Genomic DNA, 16561 nt, shown 5'->3' on the forward strand with positions numbered 1-16561 from the left:
GTCCATCCCCCATTCAAATCAAGATTTCTTGTTTGTGCTGTTCGTTCCTTTGTTCACGCTGTCCGAAGACTTATTGGAACTGCCCGCGCCTTTGTTCGTGGTGCCAGCGGACTTGTCCGTGCTCTTTGCGCTGCCGCTAGCGATGCCGTTCGTACTGCTCTTCGACAGCTTGCCTGCTTTCTCCGCGTCCTGACTTTCCCAATACAGATCGGCCAAAATTCCGGCCAGCACCTTGGCGGTACGCTCCAGCTCTTCCTGGCTGTTGTCGATGCCGCCGATTTCGATCAGCACGCTGTTCGGCGACAGCGACTGGTTATATTCCCCGTTGCCTTGGGAAGACGTCTTCCCCCAGATGCCTCTGGAAATCCCGGGATACGACTTCTCCAACCGTTCATGGATGGAGCTGGCGAATTTCTCATTCTCGCGCCAATTCTTGTTCCCGTGTCCGATAATGAAGTATACCTGGGCATAATTCACACCGTTGATGGTTGTTGTCGTTTTGTCGTGGCGCTGCGAGTCGCGGTGAATATCGATAAAATATTGCAGCTGACCGTTTTCAGCCATCGCTTGTTTGACAGTCTCTCGTGAATATTTATATGAGTAGTTGTAGTTGTAATTGCTCACCTTGGCCGCATAATTTTCGTACGTGTGTAAGGTTGCGACCCCTCTGCGTTCCAGCTCTTTCGCCAAGGCCTCTCCAACTAAGCCTACGTTCTTCTTATCCTCCGCCGAGCTCGGATTATCTACATTCGTGCCAAGCACGGGATTAAAAGATTCTTGCGGATGGGAATGATAGATCATCACGATATTTTTATTGCCCGGCTTGATGGAAGGCTCCTCCTGATCCCCGGACGTGCCGTCCGTCTTCCCCGGTTCCACTGCTGGCGGCTGTGCTGTGTCCGAATTGTCGCCGTCCTTCCCGGGATCCGCGTTACTTCCGTCATCGGGGATATCCGGTTCCGGGTGATCCGGCGCACTTCCGTCGGCTCCTGCGCCTGGCCGGTAGTCCTCCGGAGCCTGGGCCGTCCCGTTGCCGGAGCCGGTGCGCAGCAGGATCGGACTGTCAGCGCCAAGCCCTGGGACTTCCCGGGCTACCAAGCTCTTTGGATCGGACGGATTCACGTCCGTCAACAGCTGAAAGACGAAGTTCGTCACCTGCCGCCCGGAAATCGCCGGGGTCTGCTTCTCGCTAGCCACATGCGGCAGCTCCATGCCAACCATATCCATGAAGAATCCGCTGGACAGCGAGGCCGCCAGTCCTTTCATCGAGGAGACAGGGGAGGTGTTCAGCTGTTTCTCAGCGATCCCCAGCACCCCCAGCATGACGAAGAAGATCACCGACATGACCGACAGCAGCAAAAAGGTGCGTCCCATCGCCAACACATGAAGCAGATTCCTTCTCATTTTCCCTAGATTCCAAGCCTTGAATTTCATATGCATGTCCTCCTCCAGCCGCTTTCAAACTATATTCCAAATCTATGAACCTAGTTGAAAGGCTAGAACCTCAAATTCTCACACAAAAAAAGAAATCCGCTAGATTCGCGGATTTCCTTGAGATTTAAGGAGAAGGAACTAGAAGCAGCATACGCTCGTTAATGCGTGTAGGACGCCACGTTATCCGGAGTAACTGCCTCATGCAGCGAGATGTTGAGTCCGCTTGCAATGACGTTGGCGACGTCCTCGATGAATTCATCAATTTCCTTCGGCGTGACGATCAAATCATGGCCGAGCGGTTCAAGCACCTCTTTGACGAGACCCAGACGCTCGTTTTCGCTCAGGTCGTTCAGCATGCCCATGATCTGCTTGGTCGGAGCTTTTCCGTCGTCGCTTTCCTGGTTAAAATGATTTTTCATCAAATCCAATACATTATTTACGATCGTCGATGCGTAGCACACCGTTGGAACGCCGATGGCGATACAAGGCACGCCCAAAATTTCCTTGGTCAGCCCCCGCCGCTTATTGCCGATCCCTGAGCCGGGATGGATGCCGATATCGGCGATCTGGATCGTGGTATTCACCCGCTCCAACGAGCGCGAAGCCAGCGCATCGATGGCGATGATGAGATCGGGTTTTGTCCGATCCACGATCCCCTGCACCACTTCGCTGGATTCAATACCGGTAATGCCAAGCACCCCGGGGGCAATCGCGCTAACCTCGCGGTAACCTGGCGCTACCTGGTCCGGTGTCAGCTCAAAATAATGGCGGGTGACCATCACATTTTCCACCACCAGCGGTCCAAGCGCATCCGGCGTGACGTTCCAGTTGCCGAGGCCAACGATCAACGTCTTCGCCTCCGGTCCAACCCCGATTTTATTTAAAAATGCAGTAAACTCCTTGGCGAACGCCGCAGCCACCTTCTCCTGCAGCTCGGTATCCTGATTGCGGAGACCGGGAACCTCCAGCGTCACATAATGCCCCTGGATTCGTCCAATTTGCCGCGAGGCTGCCTCATCGGTCACATCCAGACGGGTAATCTTGATCCCGTCCTGTTCCTCGACCTGCTCATTGAGCCCAGGGACCGGGCCGCCATGGATCGTCTCCGCCATTTCCTTTGATTCAACGGCCAAGTCAGTGCGTACGGAATATTCGCGCAAGTCCAAGTTCATGCCATAAGACCTCCATTTCCTCTGATTGCCTTTATTGTGCGGGAGAGGGAATGGGTTTATACATCCCTTCTGCGAGGCTGAAAAACTTGCGCGAAATTGAGAGATTCGGTATGATGAATTTATTGCTTTTTGCTATCTTGCGTGATAAAATATTTTAAGTTGTGAATCATCTGGGTTGATATATGCTTTACAGGAGGTGAATGCAATGCCTAACATTAAATCCGCAATCAAACGCGTAAAAACGAGCGACAAACGCCGCGCGTTGAACGCTTCGCAAAAATCCGCCCTGCGTACGGCTGTGAAGACAGTTGACACCGCTCTGGCGAACAACGAAGTTGAAGCAGCTAAAGCTGCTTTCGTGGCTGCTACCAAAAAATTGGACAAAGCCGTTACGAAAGGTCTGATCCACAAAAATGCAGCTGCCCGTAAGAAATCCCGCTTGGCTAAAAAATTAAACGAACTTACGTCCCAAGCGTAAGTCTCGTTAAATGATACGAAGCTCAAAAAGACCTGAACGATAAATCGTTCAGGTCTTTTTGGTTATTGTTTAGGTCGGGCTTGTACCTCAAGCCGCCAGTTTTAGCAGGAACAGCTCCAGCCCCAGGACTTTGTCGATCTGCCCGCTCTTCATCCGGTAGTCCAGTTCGGCCAGCTCGGACAAAATCGCCTTCAGGCGGCCGGTCTCAAACTTCCGGGCCTGGTCGCCGGCCAGCTTGACGACGTACGGATGCAGGCTCAGCTGGGAGGCAATTTGCTGCTGCGAATAGCTTTGGCGGGCGAGCTCCTTCACCTGCAGCATAATCCGGAACTGGCGGGCGATCAGCGCCGCAATTTTAATCGGTTCCTCACGTTGCTTCAGCAGCTCGTAGAAAATGCCCAGCGCCTGCTCCAGCCGAATCGCGGCGATATGCTCCACCATCACGAACACGTTCTGCTCTGTGCTGCGCGCCACCAGCTGCTCCACCGCAGCAGTATCGATCATGCCGCCGGCTCCGGCGTACAAGCAGAGCTTGTCCATTTCCGCAGCCAATACAGCCATCTGCACACCGCTTGCCGCAATTAATGCTTCCGCGGCATCCCGTCCAATTCGGCAACCTCGCTTCTCTACCTCTTGCACAACCCACTGAACAAGCTCGCCGCCGCCAAGCGGCAAAAAGGACAACACCGTACCCGCCGCCTTGATCGCTTTGACAACCTTCTTTCGCTCGTCCAGCTTTTCACCGTTCACGACAAACACAACGACGCTATGTTCTGCCGGGTTGCCGATATACGTCAGCAGCGCCTCGACTTTATGCTCAATCTTGCCGCCTTCCTTGCCGCCTGCTACAAGCAGGGTGGAGTCGCGTACAACGATCAGCTTGCGCTCCACGAGAAAAGGCATCGTCTCCGCCTCCTCGACCACCACCTCAATCGGCGTCTCCGCCAAATCAAAGGTCGCGATGGCAAAATCCTTCTGATCCGGATCCACCAGCTGATCCTGGAGCAAACTAACAAACTCCTGAATTTGATACTTCTCCGTACCGTAACATACGTACAACGGGGAGACCCGCCCCTGCTTAATGTCTTTTATCGCTTGTTTTTGCTTTGCGTCCATCCGGTATCTCCCTTTCGACTTTGTTGCCTTCTTCCATCATACTTCGATTTCACGCATTCGTCCAAGCTCTGTTTATTGTTGTTCAGTCGAAATACCGTCAAGTTACTTGAGGTCACAGCAAGGGGAAACGTGCGCGGTTGTTATTAGACGGGGATGCGGCGGAAAATGTTCAGTTGCATGACAGGGGTTGTACTGTTCCAGCTCCGATGTACCGCGAAATGGGCCTAAGGTTGGCCTAAAGTAACGTAACGGACCGTACAGCCCTTATTTGTACATTTCCCGGCTATTTCCCGCTGTAACGGACACCTGAGACCTTATTGGGCACTTCCAGCACCCTTTTAGCTGGATTTGTCCAGAATAAGGTCTCCTCGGTCCGTTAGAATCGGTAAGCCTACGATATGTGAAAATAGCGGCTCTAGAGTCCGTTAGCCTGCGGGGATACCAGGAACCGAGCTCGGAAGGCCCGGCTGAATTCAAGATTCGACGTCGAAAACACTTCCCCGAGACACTTCGTGATCCCAAGATGATTTTTTAAACTACCTCTTCCAATGAAGGTTTAAAAAGTCAGGTTGGGAGCACCGAGAAGGTTGGATGAAGCTTAGGGACTGAGTAGCGGAGCGTAGCCGGAGGCTACGTGAGCAACGGAAGGCCCGGCTGAATTCAAGATTCGACGTCGAAAACACTTCCCTGAGACACTTCGTGATCCCAAGATGACTTTTTAAACTACCTCTTCCAATGAAGGTTTAAAAAGTCAGGTTGGGAGCACCGAGAAGGTTGGATGAAGCTTAGGGACTGAGTAGCGGAGCGTAGCCGGAGGCTACGTGAGCAACGGAAGGCCCGGCTGAATTCAAGATTCGACGTCGAAAACACTTCCCTGAGACACTTCGTGATCCCAAGATGACTTTTTAAACAACCGCTTATAATGCAACAGAGGGACCTCTGCCTCTTGGCGAAAGATCCCTCTGTCCCGGAACATCTATATAAACGCGGGCTAAAGAGCTCTAGAAACTCTCCCGCCAGCGGTCATACGACGATCAGGGGTTTAATCCGTTATCTCTACTATATATATAACCTATTCCATATCTCCTGAAAAGGTGACTGCCGCATGTTCAAAAAACCGCCCAAATTCGTCCGTCTTTTGCACTTATTTTAGGGTTGTGTTCCTTTTGCAGCATCCGTGGCCGCCTTCTCGGCATCGATGGTATGAACCGCAGGGGTTCCCTCGATTTCTGTCTCGTACGTAAATACATGGCCTGCTTCCGACCACGACCCGTCAACCCAATTCCCATCGATCACCTGATCAGCCACCAGTTTCCGTTCCTCGGCTTCGAGACGATATACATACAGGTGTCCGTCCTTGAACTCGGCTTCAAATGCGCCATCTGGAGAAGTCCAGATATTAAAGCTCGCGATGCCAAACTTCTCTCTGAGATCATCGATGAGCATTTGCTGATCTGCGATCGGATATTCCAGATTGTCCGGAGCTTGCGTATCGCCCGCAGGGTCCGAATTTCCCGCTTCTGGTGATGTTGGCTCCTGCACAGGAGCCTTGTCACTGCCGCCATTTGGAACCGAAGGGCTGCCGGACGAATGGTTCTTCCCTTGATTTGGCTCGCTTGGAGCTTTGTCGCCTGCACCGGGGTTGCCCGGCGTCACCGCTGGAGAACCGGTATCCGGTGCATTCCCGGGAGCAATTCGATCTTGGGCGCCTCCGGTATTCGAGTCCTCAGTCGGAGGAACCACATCTTTGGACACTGGAGTGTCCAAATCTCCGGTCTCAGGCTCACCGGTATTGGTGTCGTCACTGAACAGCCGAGCGTTGCCCGCGGCATCGTCCGCCGAGTTGGCTGCCGAGGATTGCTCATTCGCCGATTCCAACGCGGTGTCCATGGCGATCTCGGCATCGGATACAGTGCGCGGTTCGTATTTATAAATGAATACGCCCAATATCAATACCGCCGCCACACCAAGCGCCCCATACCGGTAAATCCGGCTCCGACGCATTCCTGCTCCCGCATCAGGACGACGAAGACTGCGTCGGCTCGGCAGCATGCCACCTTGACCGGCATCCGCATCGCGTTGCACCGCTGTCATCGGCAGCACGATTTCCTCCGCAGCACTGCCGCCTTCACGGCGGGCCCGGTCGATCTCATCCAACTGCGGAAGGATCGCGTCCACGAGGCTATAGTTCGGAACTACCTTCGGCAGCTCCTCCAATTGCGCAGACAGCTTGCGAAGCAGCGCAAACGTTTCGGCGCACTCTTCACAACTGCGCATATGCTCAAAGAGAAGAGAGGTCTCCTCATCATTTAAGTCATGGTCTAGATAACGATGCATCCATTCCACCGCCTCTGGGCACTTCATCCTGATACACCACCTTTCTGATAATCTTGGAGTAAGTGTTGCAGCTGTTGCCTTGCCCTAAATAAATAGGATTTCACCGTATTCAGCGGCAAATTCAAGCTGTCAGCAATTTCGTTATACGAAAAATCTTGCAAATACCTCAGCACAACCACCGACCGATGGTGATCCGGCAATTGTTCAATCGCGCTTCGGATGTCCTCGGCCAAGTAGCCCGACATCACTTCCCGTTCTACGCTATCATTCCCCTGAAACACCATTTCGTGCTCTTCGATCGATACGGTTGGCTTATTTCTGCGAAATTTGTCGATACAGATGTTGGTCACAATCCGCTGAACCCAGGTTTTGAACTGCGCTTTTTCTTCATAGGAACCGATTTTCGTATAAATGCGAATGAGCGCTTCCTGAGCAGCATCATGTGCATCCTGTTCATTGTTTAAAATATAATAGGCCGTCCGGTACACATGGCTTTCAATTTCTCGCAATAGGGTGATTAGAGCGTCGCGATCGCCCGTTTGAGCGGCTCTGATGAGTCCCTGCTCTACCACTAAGGCTCCCCCTTCCTTGCATCCTTACAGACGCTAATGTCCGACAAGATGTTGCAATGTTGTTACTATTTTTAAAAAATATTTTAGAAGTCCACCCTCTAAGCAATCTGACCTAAGGATACCAGAAAAAAAAGGCCCCGTCATCCTTACAAACAGCGAAAAGGCCTGATTCTATGGGATTGGAAGCAGCTTATATCTAACCTCGATTCTTCCCTCTCGAACTCTCATTTGGACCTCGCCTTGGTTGTCGGTTCGATAGATTCGAATCTGTTGAGCGTTCAACCGATCAATGACCGTAGGATGCGGGTGGCCATACAGGTTTGAAGCGCCAACCGAAATAACTGCCGCTTCCGGTTGCCAATATTCTAGCCAAGCTGCAGAGGTAGAGGTTTTGCTGCCGTGGTGGGCGACTTTCATGACATCGATCGAAGAGGGATTCGGCGTTGTCGTTCGCAAAGCGGTCAGCGTTTCAAGCCCAAGTACCTCCTTCTCCGCCGCCTCATCCATATCACCTGTAAATAAAAAGGAAGCTCCATTCATATCTAAACGAAAGACGATCGAGCGGTGATTTTGTTCTTTCACGAAGGGGATTGGGTTAAGCGCCTCCTCAGGCATCAAGGGATAAAGCACCTCCAAGCGGGTGGCGTCATCCGGTTGCAGCTTCATGCCGCGGCTTGCCGCGTACACCGGAATACGCTGGGTCAGCGCCGTTTCCATCAAGCTCGTCATCGTCTTGGACTCGGCCAGGCTGCCATTGATCAACAGCGCCTCCACGGGAATGGAATCAAGCACCGCCTGCAGTCCGCCGATATGATCCTGGTCCCCGTGCGTTAAAATAACCGCATCCAAGCGGTGGATCCCGCGCTTCTTGAGCAGCGGAACCACCGTTTTGGCCCCGACCTCGAAAGGTTCACGCCGCTCCCGCCACGCATCCTTCGCTTTGCGAAACGATACCGTCCCGCCGCCGTCCACCAAAATATGCTTGCCAGATGGCGTTGTGATCAGGGCACAATCACCTTGGCCGACATCGATGAACTCGATATAGCCGGTCCCTTGGCTGTATGCCGGTTGATATCCAGTGATCAGCAGCAGCCCTAGGCCCATGGCTACGCCCAAACGCAGAAGATCCATTCGTTTCGTCCATACCCATCGGCTAAGCGCGTCTGCGATCGGCCCCAATCCGTGACCCTGTTGGGCCCAGGCGGTTCTAACAGCTGTCAATCTCCCAAGAAACCCTAGCCGAGCCCGGAATCCAGGCACGTCCTGAGGCCACTCACTCCAGCTGAGATGAGCGAAAGCTGCCTCTCGTTTAGCTGGATTCAAAGGAACGGTTTCGTCATCCCGCCCACTGACAGCTAAGGCCTCGGCGGCAAAGCGCTCACGGCGATGTCCCCAATACACCAGCAGATAGCACCCGGCATAAAAAGCCGCGATCCAAAGCAGCGATGGCGATTTCCAATAGGTCATAAAGCCGCTGCGCGCACTTAGCCAGTTTGTTGCTGCAAACGTTGCCTCGTTCAGCCAACGTACCGGAAGAGCCGCCCAGGCGCCCAGCTTGATCGATAACAACCCTAACAGCAACGCCCCTGTTCCCAGCGGAAGCGCTAAGGTACCAATCAACGGAACCAGCAGCAAATTGGCCGGAATCGATAGGAAAGAGAACTGATTAAAATAGAAAATGGTCAGCGGAAAAGATACCAGCTGCGCCGCCAACGTGATCGCCACCGCATTCCCGATCTTACCAGGCAGCCATCTCAGGTACGGAGTTAAGCGCGGGACGAACACGATCAGCCCCGCCGTCACAGCGAACGAGAGCTGAAAGCTCACGTTCAGCAAATAATACGGCTCCCAGATCAACATCAGCATCGCAACGGCGGCCAATACGTTCAGGCTGTCTTTTAGCAGCCCGCGCCTTAGCAAATACAGCCCCAGCATCGTCATCAGCCCGGACCGGATGACCGATGGGGAGAAACCGGTAAGCAGCATGTATCCCGGAACGAACATCATTGCAACCGTGATTGCCGTCTCCCGCGTCACCCGGCACAGGCGAAGTAATCCGAACACAAGCGCCACGTTAATCGCGACATGGCTGCCGGAGATGGCCAGGATATGCGTAAGTCCCAGCTGTGTAAACTCCGCATATTTGTCCGGCTCCAGCTCATCCTGCAGCCCAATCAGCAGCCCCTTCATATAACCGGCTTGCCAGCCCGGAAACAACCCCTCAATACGCTCACCAAGACGTTCGCGCAGCGCATCGATATATCCCAAGGCTGCGGCGACGCCTCGGGTCGGCTGTCCCGCCTTCAGGGACGATACACCCGATGCTTTGACCAGCCAATGGATCCGCTGCAAATGTAAATACCGGCGGTAATCAAACGCGCCAAAATTGCGGGCAGGCTGCGGTGACTCCAACGTTCCGTTTAGCGTAATCCGAAGCCCGCGACGCCAGGTGGCCGCCGTACGCTGTTCGCTTTGCGACGCCAGCCGCAGCTGGACGGCTACCTTTTCTCCTCGGGGAATCTCCTGCATCACCGATGCTTTCCCCTCTGGAGACTTTAGCGATAGGCGGTCGGCCTTCAGCGTAAAATCAGCCCGATCCCCGTCAACCCTTAGCGTGGACACGATCGTTCCCTCCAGACGGACGGGTTGACCGTCAAGTGGCTGCGCCCCCTCCTTTATAGGGCGTGTACCCGTTCTCGCTTCTTTTTCTACATTCACACCAGCCACCATCGGCCCGATCCGGCTCACATTTCCCGCTTCGTTATACAGCCAATAGCCGCCTCCAAGCAAAAAAGCCAGCCCTGCCAAGGCGAGACTCCGCCACGACTGACGCCAAATGATGGCGATAGCCGTACATACCAACGATAATCCCAGCCCAAACAGCCAAAAACGCCAGCCGGCATAAGCTGCCGCCAAGCCGCTGCCAGCCATCCAACCGCAGGCGATCGCGATTAACGGCCTCCGGTTCATGGACATCCCCTCCCAAGTCCACCTAAACAAAAAACACCCCACCCGCCCTAAGGCGAATGAGGTGCTTCCACATTCGATGATCAATCGTAAGATTTCAATTATTCTTCCACGTGCGCAATCGTTTCCTGCGGCGGTTGATAGCCTTCCAGACGGCGGAAGGTGATGCCTTTTTGCGCCATCATGGCCGTCACTTTGCCGGTATCCTTCGGATAGGGCCGATGGAACACGATCTCCGTAATGCCGCTGTTGGCCAGCATATTGGCACAAGTCCAGCATGGCTCGTCCGTGACGTAAACACTGGAACCTTCCCGGTCGATCCGGTCGGTGAACAACAGCAGATTCTGCTCGGCATGAATGGTGCGGACGCAGCGCTGCTTCTTCACCATTTTCTCCTGTCCGTCCTCCACCACCAGCTCGTATTCTTCCGCAATCATACAGCCGGCCTCCGAGCAGTCCGGAACGCCGGAAGGGGCTCCGTTATATGCCGTACCCAGCAACTTCTTGCCCTGAACGAGCACAGCGCCGACATGACGTCGGTTACACCGCGACCGCGTCGATACCATATAAGCGATATCCATAAAATACGTATCCCAATCTTTGCGTTTGTCCGGATTCATATTCCATCATCACCCTCGCAAGTCATCTTTCGATCACAAGCCTTACAGCCCGATATAAGGCTTCATTTTCTCCAGCATTTTGTCTCCGATGCCTTTCACCTGAGTCAACTCTTCAATGGAGGTAAAAGGGCCGTGCGCATTCCGGTAATCAAGGATAGCTTGGGCTTTCTTCTCGCCGATCCCGGGGATTTCCTGCAGCTCGGCCAATCCGGCGCGATTAATGCTGATCTTTCCCGTATCCGTTGATTTCCCGGCTTCTTCCTTAAAGGCTGCAACTCCGCTGTTCGATTCGGCCCCGGCACTAGGCCCTGCGTTCTGACCTGCTGCATCCGCGTTCGTTACCGTCTCTCCTGAACCGCCGCCTGGCTCTGTTTTCCCGGCTGCGCCGTTCCCAGTCACCTCTTCGCCAGGCTTGTCCACCGCTGACGCAGTTTCTGCGGGCTTAGAGGCCTTATCGCCGCCTGGATCCGCAGCCGAGCCTTCTGTGGCCAGTGCGGCCTTAACCTCGGCATTGATCGGCGTCCAGCCTTCGATGCCTGCAGGTGGGCGGCTGCCCGTAGCCAGCAGCATCAATCCGGCGCCAATCGCAGCCGAAACGATGGCCGTCAATACGAGTTCCCTCCGCATATCGTAACTCCACTCCTCTTTCAACATCTTAAAAGAATCTGCCAATAGTCATGAAGATCCAATCAAGCTGCATACAATCTATACAAGTGAAGTAGAAACGGCAAAAGTAGGATCGCAATAACGTAAGACTAACCGCCTCAATACCACAACAAGTGAACGAGTGCAATCACTTTAACGTTTTACCAATACAGTGCGCGAAGCACGGAAAGGGGAAGCCGGATGAAAGTCGCCTTCATCGGAACCGGAGCCATGGGAAGCCTGCTCATTGACGCGTTTTTGCGTTCCGGCGCGCTGCTCCCGCAAAATATTTGTGCCAGCAACCGCTCTCCCTCGAAAGCGAAACGGCTGGCCCAGCGCCATCCCGGACTGCGGGCGTACAGCAGCAATGCCGAAGCCGCCCAGGGAAGCAAAATCGTCTTCTTGTGCATCAAACCCCTGGATTACCCCGATGTCATCGCGGAAATCCGGGACGTGCTCGATGAGAAACAGATCGTCGTGTCGATCACGAGCCCCGTTCAAATTGAAACCTTAGAAGCTGCCATTCCCTCAAAAATCGCCAAAATCATTCCCAGCATCACGCATTCCGTTCACAGCGGCGCTTCGCTCTGCATCTACGGCGGGCGGATTCGCCCCGAAGACCGTCTGCTCCTGGAGCAGCTGATGTCCTCAATCAGCACGCCAATCACTCTCAAAGAGAGCGAAACTCGAATCGCTTCCGATTTATCCAGCTGCGGGCCGGCTTTCGTTGCTCATATGCTGCAGCTTTGGGCCGAGTCTGCCGCTGAATTAACCGGTATCGGTTATGCGGAGGCGATTGCGCTCGGCTCGGAAATGCTGCTAGGCACCGGCAAGCTGCTGACCGAAGGCGGCCTGAACCCCGAGCAACTGATCGAACGGGTTGCCGTCCCCGGAGGAGTGACCGCTGAAGGCATCGCTGTGCTGGATTCCAGCCTGCGCGAGGTTTTTGCCCGCCTGATCGATACGACTCATCGCAAATACGACGACGATATCAGCAAGCTGCATGCGCTGTTTCATCCGGCCATTCCGGATGCCCTGCCGTCGTCTTCGGATCATGCTCCGTCATGTCCGGAAAGGGAAGCCCCCTTTGCCGGCGTCAAACCGCCGGACGGATCGGGGGCCGCCTCCATTTTCTGAACAAACCTACGCCCTCACGAAGGGAAGCGGCTTATCCGACGACGATATTCACCAGCTTGCCTGGCACCGCAATCACTTTGCGAATCGTCTTCCCAGCCACAGCCTGCTGAACGTTCGGCAGGCTTAAGCTATGTTCTTGCATAGCTGCTTGATCCAGGTCTTTGGAAATTTTCGTGCGTTCTACGATTTTTCCGTTCACTTGCACGACGATTTCAACTTCGGATTCTACTGTCCAAGCCTCATCGTACGTTGGCCATGGTTCATACGTAATCGTATCGGTATGGCCAAGGCGTTCCCACAGCTCTTCCGCCAAATGCGGTGCCAGCGGGGACAGCATCTGCACGAAGTTTTCCGCTGCCGCTTTCGGCACAGCATCCGTTTTGTAAGCCTCGTTAACGAAAATCATCAACTGGCTGATCGCGGTGTTAAAGCGCAGGTTTTCAAAATCCTCCGTCACTTTCTTAATCGTCTTGTGCCAAGTGCGTTTAAATTCGTCGCTGCCGCCGTCCGCTGTAATTTTCGGATTCAGGCTGCCGTCTTCAGCAACAAACAGACGCCATACGCGGGACAGGAAGCGGTGAATGCCCTCCACGCCGCTTTCATTCCATGGCTTCGTTGCTTCCAACGGTCCCATGAACATTTCATAAACGCGCAACGTATCCGCCCCGTATTGGTTAACGATTTCGTCCGGATTGATGACGTTGCCGCGGGATTTACTCATCTTCTCATTGTTGGTGCCAAGGATCATCCCTTGGTTTACCAGTTTTTGGAACGGCTCTTTGGTCGTAACCACTCCGAGATCATACAGCACCTTATGCCAGAAGCGGGCGTAGAGCAGGTGAAGCACTGCATGCTCAGCCCCACCGATGTACAGGTCAACCGGCAGCCATTCCTGCTGCTTCTCCTTCGAGCACAGCTCCTTGTCGTTGTGCGGGTCGATATAACGCAGATAATACCAGCAGCTTCCGGCCCATTGCGGCATCGTATTCGTTTCGCGGCGAGCTGGCAGCCCCGTTTCCGGATCTACCGTGTTCACCCATTCGGTCACGTTCGCCAGCGGCGATTCCCCGGTACCCGACGGTTTGATGGCATCCACATCCGGCAGAACCAGCGGCAGCTGATCTTCCGGTACCGGCTTCATCGTGCCGTCTTCCAGATGCAGAATCGGGATCGGCTCACCCCAATACCGCTGACGGCTGAACAGCCAGTCGCGCAGGCGGTAAGTCACTTTGCCGCGGCCTTTGCCGTTTTCCTCCAGCCAGGAGATCATTTTCTTGATTGCTGCCTCTTTGCCCAGACCGTTCAGGAAGCCGGAGTTCACATGGGCTCCGTCGCCCGTGTAAGCCTCTTTCGACAGATCGCCGCCTTCGACCACCTCGATGATCGGCAGATCATACTGTTTGGCGAATTCATAGTCGCGCTCATCATGCCCCGGTACGGCCATGATCGCACCGGTTCCGTAACCCGCCAGCACGTAGTCGGCAATCCAGATCGGCAGCTTCTCGCCATTGACCGGATTGATCGCGTATGCACCGGTGAACACCCCGGTTTTCTCCTTAGCAAGGTCGGTACGTTCCAGATCGCTCTTCCGCGCAGCTTGGTCTTGGTAAGCTTCAACCGCTTCGCGTTGAGCATCGGTCGTGATTTTCTTGACCAGTTCATGTTCTGGCGCAAGCACGGCATAAGTCGCCCCAAACAGCGTATCCGGGCGTGTGGTAAAGACCGTCAGAGATGCGTCATGTCCATCAATCTCGAAGACGACCTCGGCGCCTTCGGATTTCCCAATCCAGTTGCGCTGCATATCCTTGATGCTTTCCGACCAGTCCAGCTCCTCCAGGTCTTCCAGCAGTCGTTCGGCATATTCGGTAATTTTCAGCACCCATTGGCGCATCGGCTTGCGGATGACCGGATGGCCGCCGCGTTCGCTCTTGCCATCAATGACCTCTTCGTTCGCCAGCACCGTTCCCAATGCCGGGCACCAGTTCACCGGAACTTCGGCCACATAGGCCAGACCTTTTTTATACAGCTGGATAAAAATCCACTGCGTCCATTTATAATAATTCGGATCCGTCGTACTGATCTCGCGGTCCCAATCGTAGGAGAAGCCCAGTGACTTGATTTGGCGCCGGAAATTGTTGATGTTCTTCACCGTGATATCACGCGGATGTTCGCCCGTATCGAGCGCATGCTGCTCCGCCGGCAGCCCGAAAGCATCCCAGCCCATCGGATGCAGAACGTTATATCCGCGCATCCGTTTAAAGCGGGAGACGATATCCGTGGCCGTATAGCCTTCCGGATGGCCTACATGGAGGCCTGCTCCCGATGGATAAGGGAACATGTCAAGGGCATAAAACTTCGGTTTCCCCGACTCTTCCCGTGTTTTGAAAGTGTGATGCTCATCCCAGTAGGCCTGCCATTTCGGTTCGATGGCCTGGGGACGGTAAACGTCATGGGGCACGTTATAGTCCGCCATAATTCAAAATCCTCCTTGAAACAACAATTTGATATGCGGGATCAAAGTCAATAACCGACTGATTGAACTCCCTAAAATTAAAAACCTCCCGACCCGTAGCGTTATGATCGCTAGGGACGAGAGGAGATTTCCCGTGGTACCACCCTAGTTAGCGTCGGACATGCTTTGTCCTAGCTCCCTTTGCACCCTTAACGCGGGCAAGACGATGATGATTTGCGCATCATAACTCCAAGGCGAGTTCATCTGCATTCCCCAACCGGCTTGCACCAAACGCCGGCTCTCTGGATGGCGAAATCCAAATTACTATTCCTCTTCAAAGTTCCACACTATAGAATTGGATTATCAATTATTATATAAAATAATGCCACATATCGTCAACGTTGGTTCCTATTCCTTGCGTTCAAAATTTTTTCATCCGTTACCCCCTTTACAGTTTCGTCTAAAAGTGTATAATGTATTAATGTTTCCCCCAAATTATTAATATTGCTGACGAGACGTGGCTCAGCTTGGTAGAGCGCTTGCTTCGGGAGCAAGAGGTCGCAGGTTCAAATCCTGTCGTCTCGATTCTTATGGCACCAATATCGCGGTCTTATGGCCGCGATTTTTTTATTGCGTTTTTAAGGCTGAAAGATCATTAACCAACCTCATGCACAACCCCTGAACGGTGAAGTTACTAAAACTGACCCCGTCCTCGCTTTCTAATACGATCCTAAGGAGCTGCCCCGCATTTATCTTCTGCCATGGAGTAGCAAATGACGTATTCCTATGCTCATGAATGAAGTCTTCGTGCATTTTTTTCTCATCTTCATTAAAGATGCTCTTAAGAACTTCCGGATGATCCACTTCAAAGCAAGCCACAATCCGATCAAATTTAACCTGAGCGTCGTTTCTAAGTTCCTCAAAGTTCGAAACGGGGATCTTCTTGGCTGAGTAGGTTTGAATAAGGAAATTCTCAACTTCTTGAAGAGAAGACTTCGTTGATTTATTTGGGGGGAGTTTGTTCATAGAGATCGGCTCCTAAACTCAATTTAAAAAAATGAATGCTCTTCAACGCGGTTCCAAGTATACTAATGTTAAAGGGTAACCCATAGGGAGGGATTACAGTGAATATGTGGGAGAAACAAGAGAAAGAAAAGTTTAAAGAGTATCAACGTAAGCCTTTCATCAATTTTGCGGATTCGATGAATCGTGCTGAAATCGGAGATTGGGACGCTTTAGCAAAAGGCGGCTTTTGGACCACTCTCGTCATCATCGTAGGACTCCTTCTTTTCTTCTCCTTTAGATTCTAACAGGCCAGAAACTGCTAGTGCACTCCTTTTTTACTGTATAAAAACAATCCTTGAAACAATTTCCGATACTCGATCCACTAAAAGCCTTTGATTTTCATCAATCTCATCCAGCAACCCTTCTTTTTCATACTAGCGGATGTAGAGTCCGCCCCAGCGGGTTCACGGTTGCTTGGTGCCGGCGACGAAGGCATTCAGCTTCGCGAAATCGCTGCTGTCATCGGGCGGCAATTAAACGTGCCTGTGGTCAGCATCACACCGGAAGAGGCTGATGCCCATTTCGGTTTTCTTGGTGCCATCAGGACACTATTTTGCTTAAAAAAG

Annotated in this window: 13 protein-coding genes, 1 tRNA gene and 1 other annotated feature; of the genes, 4 read left to right on the top strand and 10 right to left on the bottom strand. The window is 53.2% G+C overall.

Features of this window, described 5'->3' with window-relative positions; genetic code table 11:
- Positions 1-18 precede the first annotated feature (18 nt).
- Both U9M73_RS10045 and gpr read right to left on the bottom strand, forming a co-directional pair.
- Positions 19-1434 (bottom strand): stage II sporulation protein P, encoded by a 1416-nt coding sequence (locus U9M73_RS10045; protein WP_009224141.1) that lies wholly within the window; start codon positions 1432-1434, stop codon positions 19-21.
- A 158-nt stretch (positions 1435-1592) separates the two neighbouring features.
- Positions 1593-2606 carry a GPR endopeptidase gene (gpr, locus tag U9M73_RS10050; RefSeq protein ID WP_009224142.1) on the bottom strand — a complete coding sequence of 338 codons (1014 nt, stop codon included), beginning with the start codon at positions 2604-2606 and terminating at the stop codon, positions 1593-1595.
- A 205-nt stretch (positions 2607-2811) separates the two neighbouring features.
- Between gpr and rpsT the strand changes: the two genes are divergently transcribed.
- Positions 2812-3084, top strand: a complete 273-nt coding sequence (gene rpsT / locus U9M73_RS10055; protein WP_016311419.1) for a 30S ribosomal protein S20 — start codon at positions 2812-2814, stop codon at positions 3082-3084.
- 87 nt (positions 3085-3171) lie between these two features.
- Here the strand turns inward: rpsT and holA are convergent, their stop codons facing one another.
- From holA to U9M73_RS10085, 6 genes are all read right to left on the bottom strand, one after another.
- Entirely contained in the window at positions 3172-4200 is a 1029-nt protein-coding gene (holA, locus tag U9M73_RS10060; RefSeq protein ID WP_009224144.1) for a DNA polymerase III subunit delta, read from the bottom strand.
- A 1149-nt stretch (positions 4201-5349) separates the two neighbouring features.
- The gene (locus U9M73_RS10065) at positions 5350-6564 is read right to left on the bottom strand and encodes an anti-sigma factor family protein (RefSeq protein WP_323077163.1); all 1215 of its coding nucleotides are present in this window, start codon (positions 6562-6564) and stop codon (positions 5350-5352) included.
- Positions 6561-7109: an RNA polymerase sigma factor gene (locus U9M73_RS10070; RefSeq protein WP_009224146.1), complete on the bottom strand. Its 549-nt coding sequence runs from the start codon at positions 7107-7109 to the stop codon at positions 6561-6563. Before U9M73_RS10070 ends, U9M73_RS10065 begins: the two co-directional genes overlap by 4 nt.
- Before the next feature lie 171 nt (positions 7110-7280).
- On the bottom strand, positions 7281-10079 hold the full coding sequence (locus U9M73_RS10075; protein WP_323077164.1) for a ComEC/Rec2 family competence protein: 2799 nt from the start codon (positions 10077-10079) through the stop codon (positions 7281-7283).
- 98 nt (positions 10080-10177) lie between these two features.
- On the bottom strand, positions 10178-10696 hold the full coding sequence (locus U9M73_RS10080; protein WP_016311414.1) for a deoxycytidylate deaminase: 519 nt from the start codon (positions 10694-10696) through the stop codon (positions 10178-10180).
- A gap of 42 nt (positions 10697-10738) precedes the next feature.
- A complete protein-coding gene (locus U9M73_RS10085; RefSeq protein ID WP_323077166.1) occupies positions 10739-11323 on the bottom strand; it encodes a ComEA family DNA-binding protein in 585 nt (194 codons plus the stop codon).
- 219 nt (positions 11324-11542) lie between these two features.
- Here U9M73_RS10085 and comER point away from each other — a divergent pair, with 219 nt between their 5' ends.
- Positions 11543-12478, top strand: coding sequence for a late competence protein ComER (gene comER, locus U9M73_RS10090; protein ID WP_323077168.1), 936 nt, complete (start codon positions 11543-11545; stop codon positions 12476-12478).
- Positions 12479-12509: 31 nt separating this feature from the next.
- On the opposite strand, the gene leuS is transcribed toward comER, so the two are convergent.
- A complete protein-coding gene (gene leuS / locus U9M73_RS10095) occupies positions 12510-14951 on the bottom strand; it encodes a leucine--tRNA ligase (protein WP_260071932.1) in 2442 nt (813 codons plus the stop codon).
- Positions 14952-15060: 109 nt separating this feature from the next.
- Positions 15061-15277, bottom strand: a binding site (T-box leader).
- Between the two features lie 164 nt (positions 15278-15441).
- Between leuS and U9M73_RS10100 the strand changes: the two genes are divergently transcribed.
- Positions 15442-15515: transfer RNA gene (locus tag U9M73_RS10100), tRNA-Pro, on the top strand.
- 42 nt (positions 15516-15557) lie between these two features.
- Here the strand turns inward: U9M73_RS10100 and U9M73_RS10105 are convergent.
- Positions 15558-15956, bottom strand: a complete 399-nt coding sequence (locus tag U9M73_RS10105) for a hypothetical protein (protein ID WP_009224152.1) — start codon at positions 15954-15956, stop codon at positions 15558-15560.
- Between the two features lie 98 nt (positions 15957-16054).
- On the opposite strand from U9M73_RS10105, the gene U9M73_RS10110 reads away from it, so the two are divergent.
- A complete protein-coding gene (locus U9M73_RS10110; protein ID WP_009224153.1) occupies positions 16055-16240 on the top strand; it encodes a hypothetical protein in 186 nt (61 codons plus the stop codon).
- Positions 16241-16561 lie beyond the last annotated feature (321 nt).

Origin of the sequence: Paenibacillus phoenicis (assembly GCF_034718895.1) — a bacterium.
Classification (GTDB): domain Bacteria; phylum Bacillota; class Bacilli; order Paenibacillales; family Paenibacillaceae; genus Fontibacillus; species Fontibacillus phoenicis.

Coding starts and splice junctions, on each gene's coding strand:
- comER (WP_323077168.1), top strand. CDS start 11,543: ATGAAAGTCGCCTTCATCGGAACCGGAGCCATGGGAAGCCTGCTCATT.
- U9M73_RS10085 (WP_323077166.1), bottom strand. CDS start 11,323: ATGCGGAGGGAACTCGTATTGACGGCCATCGTTTCGGCTGCGATTGGC.
- U9M73_RS10105 (WP_009224152.1), bottom strand. CDS start 15,956: ATGAACAAACTCCCCCCAAATAAATCAACGAAGTCTTCTCTTCAAGAA.
- U9M73_RS10045 (WP_009224141.1), bottom strand. CDS start 1,434: ATGAAATTCAAGGCTTGGAATCTAGGGAAAATGAGAAGGAATCTGCTT.
- U9M73_RS10080 (WP_016311414.1), bottom strand. CDS start 10,696: ATGAATCCGGACAAACGCAAAGATTGGGATACGTATTTTATGGATATC.
- leuS (WP_260071932.1), bottom strand. CDS start 14,951: ATGGCGGACTATAACGTGCCCCATGACGTTTACCGTCCCCAGGCCATC.
- holA (WP_009224144.1), bottom strand. CDS start 4,200: ATGGACGCAAAGCAAAAACAAGCGATAAAAGACATTAAGCAGGGGCGG.
- U9M73_RS10065 (WP_323077163.1), bottom strand. CDS start 6,564: ATGAAGTGCCCAGAGGCGGTGGAATGGATGCATCGTTATCTAGACCAT.
- gpr (WP_009224142.1), bottom strand. CDS start 2,606: ATGAACTTGGACTTGCGCGAATATTCCGTACGCACTGACTTGGCCGTT.
- rpsT (WP_016311419.1), top strand. CDS start 2,812: ATGCCTAACATTAAATCCGCAATCAAACGCGTAAAAACGAGCGACAAA.
- U9M73_RS10075 (WP_323077164.1), bottom strand. CDS start 10,079: ATGAACCGGAGGCCGTTAATCGCGATCGCCTGCGGTTGGATGGCTGGC.